Below are 20,460 nucleotides of genomic sequence, written 5' to 3'. Positions count from 1 at the left end.
CCGGCGACCGTGGGTGAAGCGTCCGGTGTGCCGTGATGTGGACCACCCCGGGATCGACTGTCCCCTGCGCCGGCTTCCCGGCAGGATCGCGGACATGCATGGGCAACTGACCGGCGTCGAGCCGTCGACCGGCCCGGGAGCCGCCGTCGGGTCGGCGACCGCGCCCGGGGCGGCCGTCGACGCCGAACCGGATCTCGCCCACCACGGGGACGCCGAGGCCACCCCCGGCCTGGTCGACCTGGCCGTCAACGTGCGTCGCGACCCGATGCCGGACTGGCTGGCCGACCCGCTCACCGCCGCTCTCGCCGACCTGGCCGGCTACCCCGACCCCCGGCCGGCCCGCGCCGCCGTCGCCGCCCGGCACGGCCGCCCGGAGGCGGAGGTGCTGCTCACCGCCGGTGCCGCCGAGGGCTTCGTGCTGCTCGCCCGCGCCCTGGTCGGGGTACGCCGCCCGGTGGTGGTGCACCCGCAGTTCACCGAACCGGAGGCAGCGCTGCGGGCCGCCGGCCACCGGGTCGAACGGCTCCTGCTCGACCCGGACGACGGCTTCCGGCTCGACCCCGCGCGGGTGCCGGCCGACGCCGACCTGGTCATGATCGGCAACCCGACCAACCCGACCTCGGTGCTGCACCCCGCCACCGCCCTGGCCGCCCTGGCCCGACCCGGCCGGGTGCTCGTCGTCGACGAGGCGTTCGCCGACACCACAGGCGTCGACGGCGTCGACGGCGAACCCGAGTCGCTCGCCGCCCGCCGGGACCTGCCCGGCCTGGTGGTGGTGCGCAGCCTCACCAAGACCTGGGGACTGGCCGGGCTGCGGATCGGCTACCTGCTCGGCGAGGCAGCCCTGCTGCAGCGGCTGGCCGCCGCCCAGCCGCTGTGGGCCGTGTCCACCCCGGCGCTGGCCGCCGCCACCGCCGTCGCGTCACCGACCGGCGTCGCCGCCGAGCGCGCCATCGCCGCCCGGCTCGCCACCGACCGCGACCACCTGGTGCGCCGCCTGTCTGCCCTGCCCGGGGTACGCGTCGCGGGCCGCCCGGCCAGCGCCTTCGTCCTGGTCCACCGGCCCGGCGCCGACCGGGTACGCCAGGCGTTGCGCGACCGGGGCTGGGCCGTACGACGTGGCGACACCTTCCCCGGGCTCGGGCCGGACTGGCTGCGGATCGCCGTCCGCGACCCGGCCACCACGGACGCGTTCATCGAGGTACTGGCGGAGATCCTGGAGGCATGATGCTGGAGACGACGATCGCGGAGATCGGCCCGCCCGACCCGGTGGCGATGACGGCCGCCCGGGACCTCCAGGCCCGGCTGACCAAGCCGGCCGGCTCGCTCGGCGCGCTGGAGGAGTTGTCCGTACGCCTGGCCGGCCTGGCCGGGGTCTGCCCGCCGCCGTTGCCCGAACCGGCGGCGGTGGCGATCTTCGCCGGTGACCACGGCGTGCACGCCCAGCGGGTCACCCCGTGGCCGCAGGAGGTCACCGCCCAGATGATCGGGAACTTCCTGGCCGGCGGTGCGGTCGTCAACGCGTTCGCCCGGCAGGCCGGCGCCTCGGTCACCGTGGTCGACGTCGGCGTGGCCGCGCCACTGCCGTTCCCGCCTACCGACGCCCCGTCCGCCGAGGTCCTGTCCACCGACGCCCCGTCCGCCGAAGTCCTGTCCGGCGACGCCGTGCCCGCCCCGGCCGGCACCAGCCCGGCACCGCCGCGCCTGCTCGACGCGAACGTGCGGCGCGGCACCCGGGACATGACGGTCACCGCCGCACTCACCCGGGACGAGGCGCGGGCGGCGGTCGAGACCGGCATCCGGGTCGCCGGCGAGCTGATCGACGCCGGGGCGGGTGTGCTGCTCACCGGCGACATGGGGATCGCCAACACCACGCCGGCCGCCGCGCTGGTCGCCGCGTTCACCGGGGTCGCCGCAGAGGCGGCCACCGGCCGGGGCACCGGGGTGGACGACGGGACGTACCGGCACAAGGTCGACGTGGTGCGCACGGCGCTGGACCGGCACCGGCCCGACCCGGCCGATCCGCTGGGGGTGCTGGCCGCCGTCGGTGGCCTGGAGCACGCGGCGCTGGCCGGCCTGATCCTCGGTGCGGCGGCCCGCCGGGTGCCGGTGCTGCTCGACGGGGTGATCGCGGTCAGCGCCGCGCTGGCCGCCGCCGCCCTCGCCCCCGACGCGGTCGGTGCGATGGTCGCCGGGCACCGCTCCGCCGAGCCGGGCGCGACCGTGGCGCTGCGGCACCTCGGCCTCGACCCGCTCGTCGACCTCGGCCTGCGCCTCGGCGAGGGTACCGGGGCGCTGCTGGCCCTGCCGGTGGTCGTCGGCGCGGTCCGGGTGCTGCACGAGGTGGCCACCTTCGACGCGGCGGGGGTCTCCGAGAAGTGAGCGCCAGCCCCTACCCTCTCGGACTGCGGCTCGCCGGGCGGCGGGTGGTCGTGGTGGGCGGCGGTGCCGTGGCCAGCCGGCGGGTGCCCGCCCTGCTTGACGCCGGTGCCGACGTGCTGCTGGTCGCCCCCGAGGTGACCCCGGCCCTGCAAGCGCACGTCGACGCCGGACGGCTGCACTGGCGACCGCGCCGGTTCGCCCCCGACGACCTCGACGGGGCGTGGCTGGTCCAGGTCGCGGTGGACGATCCGCTCGCCGCCGCCTCGGTCAGCGCCGTCGCCGCCGAACGGCGGATCTTCTGCGTCCGGGCCGACGACCGGACGGCGGCCACCGCGTGGACCCCGGCGGTGACCCGGCACGGTCCGGTGACCGTGGCCGTGCTGGGCGGGGGAGACCCGCACCGGGCGATGGGTGTCCGCGACGCCGTCCGGGAGCTGCTCGCCGCCCGGACGGGCCCCCTCGTCGACCCCGGGGAAGTCGACCCGGGGGAAGCCGACCCGGGCGAACCGGTGGCGGACGCGCCCCTCGCGGGCCCGCCGGAGCCGACACCGGCCGGGTCCGGTGACGCCGCGACCCGGCCGGGTGGCCCGGTCGGTCGGGTGTCGCTGGTCGGCGCGGGGCCGGGCGATCCGGAGCTGATCACGGTGAAGGGGTGGCGGCTGCTCACCGAGGCGGAGGTGGTGGTCGCCGACCGGCTGGTGCCCGGGTTGCTCCTGGACGAGTTGCGCCCCGACGTCGAGCTGGTCGACGCCGCGAAGATCCCCTACGGGCCGTCGCGCGCCCAGGAGGAGATCAACCGCATCCTGGTCGACCGGGCGCTCGCCGGCAAGGTGGTGGTACGCCTCAAGGGTGGCGACCCGTACGTCTTCGGGCGTGGCGGGGAGGAGCTGCTGGCCTGCGCGGCGGCGGGCGTACCGGTGACCGTGGTGCCCGGGGTGACCAGCGCCGTGGCCGTGCCGGCGTCGGCCGGTGTCCCGGTCACCCACCGGGCGGTGGCGCACGAGTTCACGGTGGTCTCCGGCCACGTCGCCCCGGACTCGCCGGTCTCCCTGGTGCGCTGGGAGGCCCTCGCCGGCCTGCGGGGCACCCTGGTGGTGCTGATGGGGCTCAAGAACCTGGCCGCCATCGCCGACACCCTGACCCGGCACGGCCGGGACGCGGCCACCCCGGTCGCGGTGATCCAGGAGGGCACCACGGGTGGTCAGCGCAGCCTGCGGTCGACGCTCGGTGCGGTGGCGGCCGACGTGGTCGCGGCGGGGCTGCGGCCCCCGGCCATCGTGGTGATCGGCGACGTGGTCGACGCCCTGACGCCCTGACGCTGCCGGGTCGTCCGGCTTGATCCACCCCTTGTGGGCCGATGTAGCGGTATCCCGTGTCGCGGATACCGCTACATCGGCCCAACTGGAGTCGAGCTACTGCTTGAGCATGTTGTCCAGCAGCAGGGCGCAACGGATCAGCCCGAGGTGGCTGTACGCCTGCGGGTGGTTGCCCAGCCCGCGCTCGGCCAGCGGGTCGTACTGCTCGGGGAGCAACCCGGTCGGGCCGGCGGTGTCGACCATCTGGGCGAACAGCTCCTCGGCGTCGGTACGCCGACCGGTGCGCAGGTACGCCTCGATCAGCCACGCCGTGCAGATGTGGAAGCCACCCTCCCGGCCCGGCAGCCCGTCGTCCCAGTGGTACCGATAGACGACCGGGCCGCTGCGCAGATCCGCCTCGATCTTGAGCACGGTGGAGAGGAAACGCGGGTCGTCGCCCGGGAGCAGGCCGGACAGCCCGATCCAGAGCGAGGAGGCGTCCATGTCCTCGTCGCCGTACGCGACGCTGTACGCCTCGACCTCCTCGTGCCAGCCGTTCTCCAGCACGTTGGCGCCGATCCGGTCGCGCAGCTCGACCCACTCCGGCTTGTCCTCGCCACCGTGCTGACGCACGACGTGCAGGGCCCGGTCGACGGTCATCCAGCACATCACCTTGGAGAAGATGTGGTGCCGGGGTGGGAGGCGGGCCTCCCAGATGCCGTGGTCGGGCTCGTGCCAGCGGCGGCGGACCGCCTCGACCATGTTGTCCAGCACCCGCCACTCGTCGTCGCGCACCGAACCGCGGGCGTCGGCGACGGCCGCGATCAGGTCGGCGATCGGGCCGAACACGTCGAGCTGGAGCTGGTGGTTGGCGAGGTTGCCGACCCGGACCGGCCGGGAGCCGGCGTACCCGGGCAGGGTGTCGATGACCGCCTCGGCACCCAGCTCGTAGCCGTCGACCGTGTAGAGCGGGTGCAGCCGCTCGGGGTGCCCGCCGGTGCGCTCGATGCAGCCGTCCACCCAGCGCAGCAGCGCCTCGGCCTCCTCGATCGAGCCGAGGTCGACCAGGGCCCGCGCGGTCATCGCCGCGTCCCGCAGCCAGCAGTACCGGTAGTCCCAGTTGCGGACGCCGCCCAGCTCCTCCGGCAACGAGGTGGTCGCCGCCGCCAGGATCGAGCCGGTCGCCTCGTGGCAGAGCCCACGCAGGGTGAGCGCGCTGCGGGCGACCAGGTCCCGGGCGGTGGCGGGCAGCCGCAGTGAGGCCACCCACTCCTTCCAGGGCTGCTCGGCGCTGGCCTGCCGGTCGTGGATGGCGACCGCGTGGTCCTCCAGGCTGTGCGTGCCGAAGCGCAGCTCCAGCACCACCTGGCCGCCGGTGGCGGAGAGGTCGACCACGGCGTGCGCGGTCTCGTACCCGCCGTCGTTGCGGACCTGCCAGGCCACCCCGGGGGAGTAGAGCGCGACCGGCTCGTTGGAGCCGAGCACCAGCAGGCCGTTGTCCATCGGCTGGAGCTGGGTGGCGACCTGACCGAACTCCGGGCGCGGGGCGAACTCGATCCGGGCCCGGCCGGAGCCGGTGAGCACCCGGACCAGCGTGGAGTCGCCGGTGATGACGGCCGGACCGTCCGGGGTGGTCTCCCGGGCCGGCAGGTCCAGCCAGTCGGTGACGGTGAGCCCCGACCAGCGGGTCTCCACGGTCATCGTGCCGTTGCGGTAGCGCTGGCCCAGCGGGATGCCGCCGCGCTCCGGGCCGACGGTGAAGTGCCCGGCCGGGCTGCCGCCGACCAGGTCGGCGAAGATCGCCGCCGAGTCGGGCTTGGGGTGGCAGAGCCAGCTCACCTTGGCCTCGGGGGTGAGCAGCGCGACGGTACGCCCGTTGGCCAGCATCGAGTGCCGTTCGATCGGCACCGCCCGCTCGCCGAAGAGCCAGTGCCGGCGGGTCTCCAGCAGCAGGCCCAGCGCGCGGGCCGCCTCGATCGGCTCGGCCACCCGGTGGTGCGCCTGGGTGTCCCCGGGGCCGATCTTGATGCCCAGGTCGGGGCCGCGCAGGGTGCCGAAGGCGTTCTCGTCGGTGACGTCGTCGCCGATGAAGAGCACCGCGCTGGCCGAGAGCTGGGTGCGGAGCTGGTCGACCGCGGTGCCCTTGTGGGTGGCGACCACCGACAGCTCGATGACCTCCTTGCCCTGGGTGACGGTGACGTCGTCCCACGTCGCCGGCCCGTTGCGGACGGCCTCGACGGCGGCGGCGGCGACCTGCGGGTCGACCCCGCGGGTGTGCACCGCGACGCTGGCCGGCTTGCGTTCCAGCCGGACCCCCGGGTGGGACTGGGCGATCTCGCGCAGCGCGTCGCGCAGCCGGGTGCGCACGGCGACCAGCTCGGGGGAGAGCCGCTCGACGAAGCCGATGTCGAACTCGGAGCCGTGGCTGCCGACGAGGTGGATCTCGTTGGGCAGCCGGGACAACGCGGCCAGGTCGCGCAGCGCCCGTCCGGAGACCACCGCGACGGTGGTCTGCGGCAGCGAGGCCAGCGCCCGGACGGCGGCGACCGACTCGGGCAGCGGCACGGCCTTGCTCGGGTCCTCCACGATCGGCGCGAGGGTGCCGTCGTAGTCGCAGGCGACCAGGAGCTGTGGTACGCGGGCGATGCGTCCGATCGCGGCGAGCAGTTCCGGGTCCATCGTCCCGGCGGCGGGGGTGATGATCTCGGCGGTGGGGGCGTTCACTCGGCCTCCGTCCCCGGTGCGCCCAACTCGGTCAGAAAGGACTTCGCCCAGTGCCCCACATCGTGGGTGCGCAGATGACGTTGCATGATCCGCATGCGTCGACGGGCCTCCGGCTTCTCTACGTGTACAGCCCGCAGGAGGGCGTCCTTGACGGCGTCGGGGTCGTGCGGATTGCACAGGAACGCCTGGCGCAGCTCGGTGGCGGCGCCGGCGAACTCACTGAGCACGAGCGCACCGCCCTGGTCGGCGCGCGATGCGACGTACTCCTTGGCCACCAGGTTCATTCCGTCTCGCAGCGGGGTCACCATCATCACGTCGGCCGCGACGTACATCGCGGCCAGTTCGCTGCGACTGTACGACTGATGCAGATAATGCACCGCCGGCACGCCGACCCTGCCGAATTCGCCGTTAATCCGACCAACCTCGCGTTCCACCTTGACCCGAAGTGCCTGGTAGTGCTCCACGCGCTCCCGGCTGGGGGTGGCCACCTGCACCATAACCGCGTCCGGAACTGTCAACTTTCCGTCAGCAAGGAGTTCCCGGAAGGCCTTGAGTCGAAGTTCGATGCCCTTCGTGTAGTCCAGCCGGTCGACGCCCAGGATGATCGTCTTCGGGTTGCCCAGCTCCTCGCGGATCTGCTTGGCCCGGGCCTGGATCGCCGGGTCCTCGGCCAGCCGCTCCATCTCCTTGGTCTCGATGGAGATCGGGAACGCGCCGGCCTTCACCTGCCGCCCGTCGACCTGGATCATCTGCCCCTCGTAGCGCAGCCCGAGCAGGTGCCGGGCCAGCCGGACGAAGTTCTGCGCGGCCAGCCGCTGCTGGAAGCCGACCAGGTCGCTGCCGAGCAGACCGCGCAGGATCTCGGTGCGGAACGGCATCTGCATGAACAGCTCGATCGGCGGGAACGGGATGTGCAGGAAGAAGCCGATCTTCAGATCCGGCCGCAGCTCGCGCAGCATCGCCGGGACGAGCTGGAGCTGGTAGTCCTGCACCCAGACGGTCGCGCCCTCGGCCGCGACGTCCGCCGCCGCCTCCGCGAACCTGGCGTTGACCAGCCGGTACGCCTCCCGCCAGCGGCGCTTGTAGGCGGGGGTCTCGACCGCGTCGTGATAGAGCGGCCAGATGGTCGCGTTGGACTGGCCCTCGTAGTAACGTTCCAACTCCTCGGCGCTCAACGGCACCGGGTGCAGCCGGATGCCCTCCAGATCGAACGGCTCCGGGGCGGCGCCGGTGCCACCGGCCCAGCCGACCCAGGTGCCCCGGTGCTCGGCGAGGACGGGGTGCAGCGCGGTGACCAGCCCGCCTGGGCTGCGCCGCCACTGTCGTCCCTCGGGTGTGCTCACCTCGTCGACCGGCAGTCGGTTGGCCACAACGACAAAGGAGCTACGGACGGTCACGATCGGCCACCTCCGGGTGCTGACGGGTCCACCGCGATGAGCGTACTGAGCGTAGCTGCGGCGTCTGGGACCCCGTGCCGGACTTACCTACCCGTCCCACGGCCGCTGAACCCGTACCGTGATCTTGTCAACATCACCAGCTCAGCGGTGGCGGACCCGGCGTGGACCGGACCGGGCGGGGTGATGTGGGCGCGGCCGGCCGTACCTGTCAGGATTGACGACGGCGTGCGCGTGGCCGGCTCCCGGCCGGCGGCGGGTGGAGGTCGGAGCCCGCGCCGACGCACCCGCGAGCCCGCGACCGTAACCGACGCGCGACAGTAACCGACGGAGGTACCCCGCACCGTGGCCCAGTTCATCTACGTCCTGGAAAAGGCGCGCAAGGCGCACGGCGACAAGGTCGTGCTCGACAACGTGACGCTGAACTTCCTGCCGGGGGCCAAGATCGGTGTGGTCGGCCCGAACGGCGCCGGTAAGTCCAGCCTCCTCAAGATCATGGCAGGGCTGGACAAGCCGAGCAACGGCGAGGCCCGGCTGATGCCCGGCTACACCGTCGGGATGCTCGCCCAGGAGCCCCCGCTCAACGACGCGAAGACCGTGCTCGGCAACGTCGAGGAGGCGGTCGCCGAGACCAAGACCAAGCTGGAGCGGTTCAACGCCATCGCCGAACAGATGGCCACCGACTACTCCGACGAGCTGATGGAGGAGATGGGCAGGCTCCAGGAGGAGCTGGACCACCTCGACGCCTGGGACATCGACTCCAAGCTCGAACTGGCCATGGACGCGCTGCGCTGCCCGCCGCCGGACGCCGACGTCACCCAGCTCTCCGGTGGGGAGCGCCGCCGGGTGGCCCTGTGCAAGCTGCTGCTGGAGGCGCCCGACCTGCTGCTGCTCGACGAGCCCACCAACCACCTGGACGCGGAGAGCGTCTCCTGGCTGGAGCAGCACCTGGCCAAGTACGCCGGCACCGTCATGGCGATCACCCACGACCGGTACTTCCTCGACAACGTGGCCAACTGGATCCTGGAGCTGGACCGCGGCCGGACGTACCCGTACGAGGGCAACTACTCCACCTACCTGGAGAAGAAGGCCGCCCGGCTGGCCGTCGAGGGCCGCCGCGACGCCAAGATGAAGAAGCGCCTCACCGAGGAGCTGGAGTGGGTCCGCTCCAACGCCAAGGCCCGGCAGACCAAGTCCAAGGCCCGGCTCGACCGCTACGACGAGATGGCCGCCGAGGCGGAGAAGACCCGCAAGCTGGACTTCGAGGAGATCCAGATCCCGCCGGGCCCGCGCCTGGGCAGCACGGTCATCGAGGCCAACCACCTCAGCAAGGGCTTCGGCGACCGGCTGCTCATCGACGACCTGTCGTTCTCGCTGCCGCGCAACGGCATCGTCGGCATCATCGGCCCGAACGGCGTCGGCAAGACCACCCTGTTCAAGACCATCGTCGGGTTGGAGCAGCCGACCGGCGGCGAGGTCCGGGTCGGCCCCACCGTCTCGCTGTCGTACGTCGACCAGAACCGGGAGGGCCTCAACGGCGACAAGACCGTCTGGGAGGTCGTCTCGGACGGTCTCGACTACCTGATGGTGGGCAAGGTCGAGATGCCGTCCCGGGCGTACATCGCGGCGTTCGGCTTCAAGGGGCCGGACCAGCAGAAGCCGACCAAGGTGCTCTCCGGTGGCGAGCGCAACCGGCTCAACCTGGCGCTGACCCTCAAGATCGGCGGCAACGTCATCCTGCTCGACGAGCCGACCAACGACCTCGACGTCGAGACGCTGTCCAGCCTGGAGAACGCGCTGCTGGAGTTCCCCGGCTGCGCCGTGGTCATCTCCCACGACCGGATGTTCCTCGACCGGGTCGCCACCCACATCCTGGCCTGGGAGGGCGACGACGAGAACCCGGCGAAGTGGTTCTGGTTCGAGGGCAACTTCGACGCGTACGAGAAGAACAAGATCGACCGGCTCGGGGCGGAGGCGGCCCGGCCGCACCGGGTGACCTACCGCAAGCTGACCCGCGACTGAGCATGGCGGACCGTTTCGTCTACCACTGCACCCTGCGCTGGTCCGACCTGGACGCGTACGGCCACGTCAACAACTCGCGCTTCCTCACCCTGTACGAGGAGGCGCGGGTGGCGTTGATGTTCGCCGGTGGCAAGGCGTGGGGGGTCGGCTCGTTCGCCGACGGGGTCGTCATCCGCCGGCACGAGGTCGACTACCTGCGCCCGGTCGACTACGCGCTCGGCCGGGCCACCGCCCAGGCCGCGCCGACGGTCCGGATCGAACTGTGGGTGGAACGCATCCGGGCCGCCTCGTTCACCGTCGCCTACGAGCTGTACGACGGTGACGTGCTGGCCAGCACCGCCCGCTCGGTGCTGGTCCCGTTCGATCTGGTGGAGAAGCGACCCCGGCGGATCAGCGACGACGAACGGGCCTTCCTGGAGTCGTGGGCCCCGACCGGCGGAGCGGCGTGAACGGCGGCGCCACCGTCCGGCCGGAGCACGGGTTGGTGGGGGCGGACGACGCGGGGGCCTTCCTGGCCCGGCTGGTCCGCCTCGACCCGGCCACGGTGGTCCGGCTACGCCCGCTGCCCGGCGTCGGCCGTACCGCGCTCTGGGCCCGGCTGCCGTGGGACGTGCTGGTGGTCCGGACGGTGGCCGGGGCCGCCCCGGCCGACGTCACCGTGGAAGCGGCCGAGCTGCTGGCCCGGCTGGCCGACGCCGACACCGCGCTGCCGCCCGGCCGCGACGAGCGGTGGCGGTGGCCGCTGCCCCCGGTGGTGAGCCGCCCGGTCGAGGTGCTGCCCGCCGCCGAGCTGCGGCGCATCGCCGAGGCCGCGGCGGGCACCCTGCGCACCGCCGCCACCGAGGGGGTACGCGGGCGCGCGGTGGGCCAGCGGGTACTGCGGGACGCGCTGCTCGACCACGTGGCGGTGACCGTCACTCCCGACGCCGATCCGGCCGACCCGGTGGAGATCACCCAACGGCTGGTGCAGGGGCTGGTCCGGATGGGGTTCCTCGGCCCGGCCGAGGTCACCGCGGCGGGGGAGGTCCAGGTCCGGGTGGCCGGCCGGTGGGTCGGTCTGGTGGGACCATACGGAGCCGCCTGGTCGCGGAAAGTTTCCGATCTCGCAATTCGTCCGGCGCGGGATCAGCCGAAAGTATGACCCCGGCTCATTCTTCCGGGCTGGGGCTGCCGTTGGGGGGGTGCCTCAACCCGGCTGTCCGGGTACCGTCCATCCTCGGATCCAACGCACCGTAGGCGATTGGATCCGCTGGGGAGTGAGGTGCGCGAGCGATGCCGTGGTGGTCATGGCGCCCTGGTCCCGCCGCTGGCGGCGAACCGGAAACTCGAAGCGGAGTCTCGGTGGACAGCATCCGGGTGGGGCCACCGCCGCCCCGGCAGCCGGCGGAGGACTGCCCCGGCACCGAGCGGCCCGTCGTGACCGACCGGCCGGCCTCCGTGGCCCCGGTCACCCTGGCCCGGGTGTGCGACGCGCTCGACCTGCTCGACGTGCGATACCTGGCCGACGGTGACGGCAACCTGCTGGCCATGTGGGAACGGCACGCGGTGCTGGTGACCCTCGAAGGCCCCGAGGACGAGATCCTGGTGATGCGGGCCCGCCCGCACGCCACCGTCCCGCCGGACTGGGCCGACCGGGCCTACCGGGTGGTCAACGAGTGGAACCACACCCGCCGGTTCTGCAAGGCGTACATCGGCGACCCGACCGAGCGCGGCCAGTTGCCCATCTACGCCGAGTTGCAGGTGCCGCTCGGCGCCGGGGCGCACGACGCGCTGCTGGTGGAGATGCTCGACTGCGGCGCGGCCGTGGCGACCACCTTCGTCGACTGGCTGCACGACGAGGGTGCCCTGCTCTGAGCCGCCCGACGCGCCGCCCGCGCCGTGGCGGCGGTGGGGTCAGCCGGCGGCCGGGTCCTCCATCACGTTGACCATGAAGTAGGCCGACCGCTCCAGGTAGTCCCAGAGGGTCGCCGCGAGGTCCGGCGGCAGGTCCAGGTCGTCCACCGCCCGGCGCATGTGGTGCAGCCAGGCGTCCCGCTCGGCCGCGCCGATCCGGAACGGCGCGTGCCGCATCCGCAGCCGGGGATGCCCCCGCTGGGCCGAATAGGTGTTCGGGCCGCCCCAGTACTGCATCAGGAACAGCGTCATCCGCTCGGTGGCCGGCCCGAGGTCGTCCTCCGGGTACATCGGGCGCAGCAGCGGATCGTCGGCGATGCCGGCGTAGAACCGGTCGACCAGCCGCCGGAAGGTGGGCTCACCACCGACCGCGTCGAAGAAGGTCGTCGACGGAACGGGCCGGAGGTCGCCTACGGAATCCACCGTTCCATCCTGCCAGGTACGGCGACGCCACGGTCGCCGCCCACCGGCCGATCACATCACAGCGTGCCGCCGAGAGGTCCGCTGTCCGGGCCGGGGCGACGCCGAACCGGGCCGGTCGCCCGCCGGGGGCCCGGTGCCGGCGTTGGCCAGGTCGGCGGCCTTCACGGCGGCGTCGACGGTGGCCCGGTCCGGCCAGCGCAGCGCGGTGACCAGCATCAGCAGCACCCCGGCGGCGCTCCACACCCCGACCACCACCGGCACCGAGAAGCGGTCGGCGAGCATGCCGGTGACCAGCACCGCACCACCCTGGATCACCTGGATGCCGGTGGCCATCACGCCGAAGGCACGGGCCCGGTAGCCGTTGGGCAGGGCCCGGACGAACAGACCGTTCGCCGTCGGGATCAGACCGGCGACCGCGAAGCCGCAGGCCGCCGCGAGCAGGGCGACCACCACGGGGGGCGGGTTCAGCAGCGCGGGCACCAGGGCCAGCGGGGCGAGCACCGCCAGCGGTCGCATCAGGGTGAGCCGGCCGGCGGGCGACACCAGCCGGCCGACCAGCAGGCCGCCGACGATGTACCCGACCGGGTTGGCCGCCATGATGACGGCCTGGGCGGCACCCGAGTCCAGACCGTTGCCGGAGCGTTCACCGGCCCACGCGGCGGCCAGTCCCTCCGGGACGATCGAGAAGAGCATGGCGCTGAACACCAGCAGGCTGATCGCCCGCAGCACGGGGGTGCCGAAGACGATCCGGAACCCCTCCCCGGTCTCCCGCAGCAGGTGGGTCCGGTGCGCCGCGCTCAGCGTCGGCTCCCGGTCGTGCACGCCGAGCTGGACGAACAGGGCGGACAGCCCGAAGGTGGCCGCGTTGAGCAGCAGCGCCGCCGTCGGGCTGACCGCGGCGACCGCCGCCCCGGCCAGGTAGCCGACCACCTGCGCGGCCTGGCTGGCGCTGGCGTTGAGCGACAGCCCGAGCACCAGCCGGTCGCCGGTGAGGATCGCCGGCAGCAACGCCGAGCGGGCCGCCTGGCTCGGCGGGTTGGCCAGGGTGGCGGCGAAGAGCAACGCGAGGATCGCCCAGACCGGCAGGCCGGGCAGCACGATCAGGACGGTCAGCAGCATCCGGATGACGTCGCAGGTCACCATCACCCGCCGGTGCCGGTACCGCTCGGCGAGCGCGGCGAGCAGCGGACCGCCGACCAGCCACGGCAGGTAGCTGACCGCGAACGCGGCGGCAGACAGGGCGACGGAGCGGCTCTCCTGGTAGACCAGCACGGTGACGGCGGCCTTGGCGACGTAGTCGCCCACCCAGGACAGGACACTGGCGGCGAAGACCGCCCGGAACTCCCCCTGCCCGAACACCTCGCGGAAGGTGGCCGGCCGGTCCGGGGCGGGTCGCTGGTCGGACACCGTCGCCTCCATCGTGCCCCGGCACCGGCCACTTGTGATGGCCCGGCGGGGCCCCGTCGTCAGATTCGCGGATCAGCGATGACGTGATCACGCTCCCGGGAACGCGTGCACCGGATTCTGCCCGATCGTCTGACAACTGACTAGGGCGAACGGATTGATCGTCGCATCCCCGACTGAACGAACGGACGATACCGGAGGGGCCGCCCGGCGCGCGAGCCCCGACCATCGGGCCGCATCGGACAGGTGGTGAGCTGCGGTTTCAGTTACCCCCGCCCCGCCCGGCGCCGGTGCCGCCGGTGCCCGCCGGGGTCCCCGGGGCCGTCGGACAGTTCGTGTCCGTCGGATCGTTCGTACCCGTCGGGGTGGCCGGACCCGTCGTAGCCGCCGGGCCGGCGGCGGCGGTGCCGGCGGTCGACGGGGCGGTCGGGCCCGACAGGCCGGAGGTGGCGGCGGTGCCGGTGGCCGACGGGGCGGCGGTGCCGGTGGCAGTCGGGGCGGCGGTGCCGGTGGCCATGCCTACCGGCGGCAGCCCCGGATAGAGCCGGGCCGCCGCGATCCGCGCGGTGATGCCGGAGTTCTCCAACGCCTCGGCGAGCCGGCGACGCAGCTCCCGGCCGACCGCGAACTGGCCGTCCGCCGTGGTCTTGACCACCGTCCGGATCACCGCGCCGTCGACGGTCATCTGCTCCACCCCGAGCACCTCGGGCGGCTCGACGATGTCGGCGGACAGCTCCGGGTCCACCGCCACCGAGGCGGCTGCCGTCCGCAGCACCGCGTTGGCCTCCTCGGTGCCGGCGAACCCGATCGGCAGGTCGACGACGACCAACGCCCAACCCTGGCTCTTGTTGCCCACCCGGATGATCTCGCCGTTGCGGATGTACCAGAGCACCCCGCGACCGTCGCGGACCGTGGTGACCCGCAGCCCCACCGACTCGACCACCCCGGTCGCCTCGCCCAGGTCGACCGTGTCGCCGACGCCGTACTGGTCCTCGATCAGCATGAACAGCCCGGCGATCAGGTCCTTCACCAGACTCTGCGCGCCGAAACCGAGCGCCACCCCGGCGATGCCGGCGCTGGCCAGCAGCGGGGCCAGGTCAAAGCTGAACTCGCGCAGGATCATCAGCAGCGCGATGCCGAAGACGAACGCGGTGACCATGCTGCGCAGCACCGAGCCGATCGCCTCGGCGCGCTGGCGACGCCGCTCGGGGACGAACTCGGTCGGGTCGAGGGTGGCGGTGGGCACCCGCTCGCGCAGCGGACGCAGCAGGGTGGGCACCGCCCCGTCGGTGGTGGTCCGGACCAGCCGGTTGATCGTCCGGTGCAGCGCCCAGCGGGCCACGAACGCCAGCAGCAGGATCAGCACGACCCGCAGCGGCTTGAGCAGGATCCAGTAGCTGCCCTCGGCGAACCAGGCCGACCCGGTCACCCGGTAGAGGTACTCGCAGGAGGTGCTGCCCAGACAGTCGGCACCCGAGCCGCCCCCGGCATCCGGGCTGCCACTCGGGGCCGGGCTCGGTGCGGCGGACAGGACGACGGTCGACAGGCTGAGGACGCTCACCCTGTCTTAGTACCGCAGCGGACGAGAGGGCCGACGGCCGGCCCACCGGGGAGTCCCGGGCCCGTGATCGTACGGCACCGAACCGGACATCTTCCTACATCGTGCGGAGGGTTCCGCGGGTACCCCGGATTAGTGCGTGCATTACGGGGTCCGATCAGGGACGATTGGCGTCAACGGACGACGGTGATCCCGCCGGAGTCGGTCGTGGCCCTCGGCTGCCCGGGGATCGGCCGGCGCTGCCAGCGGTGGGAGCGGCTGGACCGGGAGGGTGAGCACGATGCCTGACATACGACCCACGGTGGGCTCCGGCGCGCTGGTCCTCAACGCCACCTACGAGCCGCTGTGTGTCGTGTCCGTGCGTCGCGCCGCGATCCTGGTGCTCTCCGCCAAGGCCGTCTGCGTCGCCGACGGCGACGGCATCCTGCACAGCGCCCACGACGCGCTTCCCGTCCCCTCGGTGGTGCGGCTGACCCGGTTCGTCCGGGTGCCCTACCGCACCCACGTCGGGCTCTCCCGCCGGGCGATCTTCGCCCGTGACGGCAACCGCTGCGCCTACTGCCGGGGCCCGGCCGAGACCATCGACCACGTCTTCCCGCGCAGCCGTGGGGGCCGGCACGCCTGGGAGAACGTGGTCGCCGCGTGCGCCCGGTGCAACCACACCAAGGGCGACAAGACGCCGGCCGAGCTGGGCTGGCGGCTGCACTGCCTGCCGGCGGCCCCGAAGGGCACCGCCTGGCGGGTGCTCGGCCACCGCGCGCCCGACCCACGCTGGGCGGACTGGCTCGACCTGCGGGAGCCGCTGCGCGAGGCCGAGGCCGCCTGACCGGGGGCCGAGCCGCCTGAGCGGGGGCCGGCCGAGCCGCCGCCGCGCGAAGTCGAGACCGCCTGACCGCCGCGTCGCCGGCGGGTGCGCCCGGGGCCGCAACGACCGCACGGGTCGGCTCCGGACAGGGGTCAGCGGGCCCGGACCAGGGTGGCGTACACCACGACGTTGTCGGCGTAGCCGGTCCCGCCGCCGACCCAGCGTCCACCGCAGGTGATCAGCCGCAGGTTGGGGCGGCTGAAGTCGCCGAAGATCTCGTCGACCGGCAACCGTTCCTTGCCGTACCGCTGCACCTGGTCGACCTCGAAGACGGCCACCCGGTGATCGGCGCGGGTCACCTCGATCTCGTCGCCGTCGCGCAGTTCCCGCAGCCCGTGGAAGACCGCCGGGCCGGTGGTGGTGTCCACGTGCCCGACGATCACCGCCGGGCCGTACTGGCCGGGCGTGGGGCCCTGGTCGTACCAGCCGGCCTCCTGGGCGCGGGCGGCGGCCGGGACGTCGATGCTGCCGTCCGGGGCGATGCCGACCTGGTGCACCGGGGCCCGCACGTCGATCCGGGAGATGGCGATCTGGGTCGGCGGGCTGCCCGACAGCACCGGGAACCGCTTCGGCGGCGGGCGCAGGCCGGCGACGAACCGGTCCGGCAGGACGCTGAGCCCGGTGACCCGCTCCACCCCGAGCATCGCCACGATCAGCAGCATCACCGCGGCGATCGCCAGCACCGGCAGGCCCGGCCCGGACCCGGCGAACCGGCCGCCGAACGCCGGCACCCGGGGCACCGGGCGTACCGGACGGGCCTGGGTGACCGGGTCGGCGGTGGTCACGCTGGCGGAGAAGGCCTGGCCGGCGACCCGGCGGAAACGCCAGGCGGCGCGGCGGGTGCGGGCGGCGATCCGGTGGGCGGCGCGCCGGCTGCCGGCGGCGACCCGGACCGTACGCCGGGCCGCCGCCCGCAACCGGTGGCCGGCCGGCCGCGAACGGGTGCGGGCCATGACGGCAGGCGGTCAGGCACCGGGCCGGGTCCGTCGGCGGTTGCCGCCGAAGACGCCGAGCCCGGCCGCCACGGCCGCCACGGCCAGGCCGCCGACCAGCAGCAGCGAACCGCTGCCCCGGTCACCCGCCGTCCCGCCGCCGCCGGTCGCCGGGCCCTTGCTCGGCTGGGCCATGTTCAGCACGGTCAGCATGGTCGAGGCGGTGTTGCCGTTGGCGCACCGCAGGTCGACCGGGTAGTCCCCGGGCTGCTTGTTGCCCGGGACGGTGACCGCACCGGTGAGGAAGCCGTTGTCGGGCCGCAGCACGACCCGCCCGAAGGCGTCCGAGTGCACGGTGGCCTGCTGGTTGTTGGCGTTGTCGCAACTCGCCCGGACGTTGACTCGGGTGCCGGCCTGCGCGGTGTTCGGCGTGACCTCGACGAAGGTGTTCTCCCCGGCGCGCGCCGGGGTGGCCGCGGCCAGGACGAACACCCCGACCAGGGTGAACATCGCCAGGACGGCGTGGACGGCACGACGGTGCAGAGTGAGCCCCCGCATGGTTCCCCCCTCCCGGCGACGGTTCGCCGGAATCCTGCGACGGGTGTGCGGGGCTGCATTCCCGCTGGCCCGGGGGCAAACCCGGACTCGGGCCCGCCCGGGGTCAGGCGGGCGGCAGCGGGGTGACCGGATGCCACTGCAACGGGCTGGAGAGCACCATCGTGCTGGACGGCTGCCCGTACGGGGCGAGTCGGTCGATCACCGCCTCGAACTGCCCGATCGAGCCGGCGGCGACCTTGAGCATGCTGCACGCGTCCCCGGTGATCCGGTGGATCTCCTGGATCTCCGGCCAGTCGACGACGTTCGGGTCGTGCAGGATGCACCGTGGGCCGTAACAGGACATCCGGATCAGCGCCACCACTCCACGGCCGGCGCGGGCCAGGTCGACGTGCGCGTGGTAGCCGGTGATCACCCCGGACTCCTCCAGCCGGCGGACCCGTTCGGCGACCGCCGGCGGGGACAGGTGCACCCGCCGGGACAGCTCGCTGTACGACAGCCGCGCGTCGGCCTGCAACTCGCGCAGCAGGGCCCAGTCCATCTCGTCCACGTACCGACCTTATCTTCGGCAGGCCGATCGGCCGAAGTGCCTTTCGTTCGTGAAGTGAGAGCCGCTCAGCTCCATCGAAGCGGCATTCCACCACGGGTACGTGACGGGAGATCATGTTCGGACAGCCGAACCGGAGGAGGCGAGACGGTGGAACAGACGGACCTGCGGACGCACTCCCCGAACCCGGTGGTGCGCCCGTCCACCCCGCAGCAGCGGCGGGCCCGCGCCGCCCGCAACGGCGGTGAGCCCACCCTGGAGTTCGCCGACCGGACGCCCTACGACGCGTACGTGCACGCCAGCACCCTGCACACCCTCCAGCAGCCGCTGAGCAGCGACCCGGGCGAGATGTCCTTCCTGATGGTCAGCCAGATCATGGAGCTGTACTTCGGGCTGACCTGCCACGAGCTGCGCCAGGCCCAGCGTGACCTGCGGGCCGACCGGGTGTGGGCGGCGCTCGCCCCGCTGCGCCGGGCCGCCCTGCACCTGGAGGGGCTCAACGCCGCCTGGCGCGGGCTGCGCTGGATGACCCCCGCCGACTTCAACCGGTTCCGCAACCTGCTCGGCGAGGGCTCCGGCTTCCAGTCCGCGATGTACCGCCAGCTGGAGTTCCTGCTCGGGCTGCGCGACCCGGCGCTGATCCGCCCCTTCCGCCGCCAACCCGAGGTGTACGACGACCTGCGCGCCGCGCTGGCCACGCCGAGCCTCTGGGACGACGTGGTCGCCCTGCTCGGCCGGCACGGGCACGAACTGCCCGCCGAGCTGCGGGACCGGGACGTCGCCGACGAGCACCTGCCGCACCCCCGGGTCGAGGCGGCCTGGGTGGCGGTCTACGACGACGACGGGCCGGACAACCACCTGCGGCAGCTCGGCGACGCGCTGGCCGACGTGGCCGAACAGTTCGGCGACTGGCGCTGGAACCACGTCAAGGCCGTGCAGCGCACCATGGGCGCCAAGGTGGGCAGCGGCGGGTCGGCCGGGCTGGCCTGGTTGCAGCGCAGCATGTCCCGGGTGGTCTTCCCCGAACTGTGGTCGGCCCGCACCGCGATGTGACCCCGGCGGCCCGCGCCCGCGGTGCGTGACGCCCCGGCACGCTGCCCACGGACCGGCCCCGCCGCCGGGCGGGGCGACGGGACCGGCCGGTACGCGGTCAGGAGTGCGGGCAGGTGTCCCGGTACTCCTGGATCGCGCTGCCCCGGGGTGCCGGGCAGAGGAACTGCTCGTAGCGGGTGTCGTCGTCGACGAACCGCTTCAGCCAGGAGATGCTGTACTTCGCCACGGTGACGTTCGGCGAGGTCGGCGCGGAGTGACCGGCCGCGTTCAACTCCAGGTACGCCTTGTCCAGGCTCGCCGGCAGGCTGGTGTAGAACGGCTCCGAGTGCGAGGCCACCGGGGCGGTCGAGTCGTTCTCCGCACCGATCACCAGCGTCGGCACCCGTACCGACGACCAGTTCTTGACCGTGTGCCAGCCGGTCAGCGGGATGGCGGCCTGCAACGCGGGCCGGGTGTTCGCCGCCGACAGGCTGCCACCGCCGCCCATCGAGTGCCCCATCACCGCGAGCCGGGTGCGGTCGATCCGGGTCCGCACCGCGCTGCTGCCGGTCAGGTAGTCCAACGCGGCGAGCAGTTGGGTGCCCCGGGAAGCCGGCTGGTCGTACACGGAGAGGGTGTCGATGGTGATGACCACGAAGCCCTGCGAGGCCAGTCGGGGACCGAGCCAGGCGACGCTGGACTGGCTGGCGGTGTAGCCGGGGGAGATCGCCACCGCGCCGAAGGTGCCCTCGGCGGTGCTGGTCGGGTAGTAGATCGTGCCACCCCGGAACCCGCTCACGGCGGACGCCGCGACGGTGCTCTGGGCGATGGCGAACGGGCCCCGGGTGGCCTCGATGCTGGCCGTCGTCGGGGCGGGGCCCCGCTCGTACGGGTTGGCGGCGACCGCCGCGACCGTCCGGTCGTTGACGGGCGCGGCGCTCGCCGCGGGTGCGGCGAGCGCGCTGCCGCCGACCAGGGCGAGCGCGAGCAGCGGCCGGGTGACCAGTCGGGGCCAGGGCCGGCGGGACCGGGCGGGGTGGGAGTGGAGGGCGGGCACGGGTTGCACGGGGGCTCCCTGCGGGTGGGCGGACCGGAATCGATCGAGAACGTCCGATCGGTACGGGCCATCCTCCGGGTCCCGGCACCGAGACCGGCAATCCCGGCCGGGTCATGTCAGCGGAATATGGGGCGGACGCCACACCCGGGCCGGTCGTGTCGTCCCGGCGCGATCGGGTACCGAACCGGCAGGATGGGACCGGGTGACCCGACTCGTCGCCGCCGTGGGGCCGCTGGAACACTGGAGTGACAGGTGGGATCGGCACCCCGCAGGCTCGCGGGGCGTCGGCTCCGCTAACGTGAATGGCAGCGGAGTCGGGAGCCGGTGTCACGATCGTCCACCCGACCCGGAAGCTCTGGTCTCTCTTACCGCCTGGG

General features: G+C 73.5%; 17 protein-coding genes and 1 pseudogene. 9 read left to right on the top strand and 9 right to left on the bottom strand.

Annotated elements, in window-relative coordinates; translation table 11 throughout:
• Positions 1-94: 94 nt before the first annotated feature.
• Genes cobC through cobA form a run of 3 tightly spaced genes read left to right on the top strand, consistent with a single transcriptional unit; the run spans position 95 to position 3,698 of the window.
• Positions 95-1,228: an Rv2231c family pyridoxal phosphate-dependent protein CobC gene (cobC, locus tag ACN268_RS15385; RefSeq protein ID WP_421483784.1), complete on the top strand. Its 1,134-nt coding sequence runs from the start codon at positions 95-97 to the stop codon at positions 1,226-1,228.
• A complete protein-coding gene (locus ACN268_RS15380) occupies positions 1,228-2,382 on the top strand; it encodes a nicotinate-nucleotide--dimethylbenzimidazole phosphoribosyltransferase (protein WP_421486905.1) in 1,155 nt (384 codons plus the stop codon). The genes cobC and ACN268_RS15380 overlap by 1 nt, the downstream gene beginning before the upstream one ends.
• The gene (gene cobA / locus ACN268_RS15375) at positions 2,379-3,698 is read left to right on the top strand and encodes a uroporphyrinogen-III C-methyltransferase (RefSeq protein WP_421483783.1); all 1,320 of its coding nucleotides are present in this window, start codon (positions 2,379-2,381) and stop codon (positions 3,696-3,698) included. Before ACN268_RS15380 ends, cobA begins: the two co-directional genes overlap by 4 nt.
• Before the next feature lie 96 nt (positions 3,699-3,794).
• On the opposite strand, the gene otsB is transcribed toward cobA, so the two are convergent.
• Entirely contained in the window at positions 3,795-6,356 is a 2,562-nt protein-coding gene (gene otsB, locus ACN268_RS15370) for a trehalose-phosphatase (RefSeq protein ID WP_421486904.1), read from the bottom strand.
• Positions 6,357-6,397: 41 nt separating this feature from the next.
• Entirely contained in the window at positions 6,398-7,798 is a 1,401-nt protein-coding gene (locus ACN268_RS15365) for an alpha,alpha-trehalose-phosphate synthase (UDP-forming) (protein WP_088646585.1), read from the bottom strand.
• A 342-nt stretch (positions 7,799-8,140) separates the two neighbouring features.
• Here ACN268_RS15365 and ettA point away from each other — a divergent pair, with 342 nt between their 5' ends.
• The 4 genes from ettA to ACN268_RS15345 all read left to right on the top strand — a co-directional run bounded on the left by ettA (position 8,141) and on the right by ACN268_RS15345 (position 11,671).
• The gene (ettA, locus tag ACN268_RS15360) at positions 8,141-9,817 is read left to right on the top strand and encodes an energy-dependent translational throttle protein EttA (RefSeq protein ID WP_421483782.1); all 1,677 of its coding nucleotides are present in this window, start codon (positions 8,141-8,143) and stop codon (positions 9,815-9,817) included.
• Positions 9,818-9,819: 2 nt separating this feature from the next.
• Positions 9,820-10,266 carry an acyl-CoA thioesterase gene (locus ACN268_RS15355; protein ID WP_421483781.1) on the top strand — a complete coding sequence of 149 codons (447 nt, stop codon included), beginning with the start codon at positions 9,820-9,822 and terminating at the stop codon, positions 10,264-10,266.
• A complete protein-coding gene (locus ACN268_RS15350; RefSeq protein WP_421483780.1) occupies positions 10,263-10,958 on the top strand; it encodes a hypothetical protein in 696 nt (231 codons plus the stop codon). The genes ACN268_RS15355 and ACN268_RS15350 overlap by 4 nt, the downstream gene beginning before the upstream one ends.
• Positions 10,959-11,089: 131 nt before the next feature.
• Complete coding sequence (locus tag ACN268_RS15345) at positions 11,090-11,671, top strand: YbjN domain-containing protein (protein WP_421483779.1); 582 nt, start codon at positions 11,090-11,092, stop codon at positions 11,669-11,671.
• 39 nt (positions 11,672-11,710) lie between these two features.
• On the opposite strand, the gene ACN268_RS15340 is transcribed toward ACN268_RS15345, so the two are convergent.
• The 3 genes and pseudogenes from ACN268_RS15340 to ACN268_RS15330 form a co-directional block, all read right to left on the bottom strand.
• Entirely contained in the window at positions 11,711-12,133 is a 423-nt protein-coding gene (locus ACN268_RS15340; protein ID WP_421483778.1) for a globin, read from the bottom strand.
• Between the two features lie 51 nt (positions 12,134-12,184).
• Positions 12,185-13,552 (bottom strand): MFS transporter, encoded by a 1,368-nt coding sequence (locus tag ACN268_RS15335; protein ID WP_421483777.1) that lies wholly within the window; start codon positions 13,550-13,552, stop codon positions 12,185-12,187.
• Between the two features lie 511 nt (positions 13,553-14,063).
• Positions 14,064-14,999: pseudogene (locus ACN268_RS15330) on the bottom strand (mechanosensitive ion channel family protein); the annotation flags it as partial.
• Positions 15,000-15,375: 376 nt separating this feature from the next.
• Between ACN268_RS15330 and ACN268_RS15325 the strand changes: the two are divergent.
• Positions 15,376-15,921, top strand: coding sequence for an HNH endonuclease (locus ACN268_RS15325; RefSeq protein WP_088646592.1), 546 nt, complete (start codon positions 15,376-15,378; stop codon positions 15,919-15,921).
• A 131-nt stretch (positions 15,922-16,052) separates the two neighbouring features.
• Here ACN268_RS15325 and ACN268_RS15320 read toward each other — a convergent pair whose 3' ends face one another.
• The 3 genes from ACN268_RS15320 to ACN268_RS15310 form a co-directional block, all read right to left on the bottom strand.
• Positions 16,053-16,877, bottom strand: a complete 825-nt coding sequence (locus ACN268_RS15320) for a class F sortase (protein ID WP_421486903.1) — start codon at positions 16,875-16,877, stop codon at positions 16,053-16,055.
• Between the two features lie 48 nt (positions 16,878-16,925).
• On the bottom strand, positions 16,926-17,450 hold the full coding sequence (locus ACN268_RS15315) for a hypothetical protein (RefSeq protein WP_421483776.1): 525 nt from the start codon (positions 17,448-17,450) through the stop codon (positions 16,926-16,928).
• Positions 17,451-17,553: 103 nt separating this feature from the next.
• A complete protein-coding gene (locus tag ACN268_RS15310; protein ID WP_204928042.1) occupies positions 17,554-17,997 on the bottom strand; it encodes an Lrp/AsnC family transcriptional regulator in 444 nt (147 codons plus the stop codon).
• Positions 17,998-18,144: 147 nt separating this feature from the next.
• Here ACN268_RS15310 and ACN268_RS15305 point away from each other — a divergent pair, with 147 nt between their 5' ends.
• A complete protein-coding gene (locus ACN268_RS15305) occupies positions 18,145-19,047 on the top strand; it encodes a tryptophan 2,3-dioxygenase (protein ID WP_421483775.1) in 903 nt (300 codons plus the stop codon).
• A gap of 97 nt (positions 19,048-19,144) precedes the next feature.
• On the opposite strand, the gene ACN268_RS15300 is transcribed toward ACN268_RS15305, so the two are convergent.
• On the bottom strand, positions 19,145-20,083 hold the full coding sequence (locus tag ACN268_RS15300) for an alpha/beta hydrolase (protein WP_421486902.1): 939 nt from the start codon (positions 20,081-20,083) through the stop codon (positions 19,145-19,147).
• Positions 20,084-20,460 lie beyond the last annotated feature (377 nt).

The organism is Micromonospora sp. WMMD735, assembly GCF_049178995.1.
Lineage (GTDB): Bacteria > Actinomycetota > Actinomycetes > Mycobacteriales > Micromonosporaceae > Micromonospora > Micromonospora wenchangensis.
This window is presented reverse-complemented; position numbering and strand designations above follow the sequence as displayed.

Excerpts from the sequence above, each read along its gene's own strand:
- ACN268_RS15315 (WP_421483776.1), bottom strand. The coding sequence starts at position 17,450 with ATGCGGGGGCTCACTCTGCACCGTCGTGCCGTCCACGCCGTCCTGGCG.
- otsB (WP_421486904.1), bottom strand. The coding sequence starts at position 6,356 with ATGGACCCGGAACTGCTCGCCGCGATCGGACGCATCGCCCGCGTACCA.
- ACN268_RS15355 (WP_421483781.1), top strand. The coding sequence starts at position 9,820 with ATGGCGGACCGTTTCGTCTACCACTGCACCCTGCGCTGGTCCGACCTG.
- ACN268_RS15380 (WP_421486905.1), top strand. The coding sequence starts at position 1,228 with ATGCTGGAGACGACGATCGCGGAGATCGGCCCGCCCGACCCGGTGGCG.
- ACN268_RS15335 (WP_421483777.1), bottom strand. The coding sequence starts at position 13,552 with ATGGAGGCGACGGTGTCCGACCAGCGACCCGCCCCGGACCGGCCGGCC.
- cobC (WP_421483784.1), top strand. The coding sequence starts at position 95 with ATGCATGGGCAACTGACCGGCGTCGAGCCGTCGACCGGCCCGGGAGCC.
- ACN268_RS15325 (WP_088646592.1), top strand. The coding sequence starts at position 15,376 with ATGCCTGACATACGACCCACGGTGGGCTCCGGCGCGCTGGTCCTCAAC.
- ACN268_RS15345 (WP_421483779.1), top strand. The coding sequence starts at position 11,090 with ATGCCGTGGTGGTCATGGCGCCCTGGTCCCGCCGCTGGCGGCGAACCG.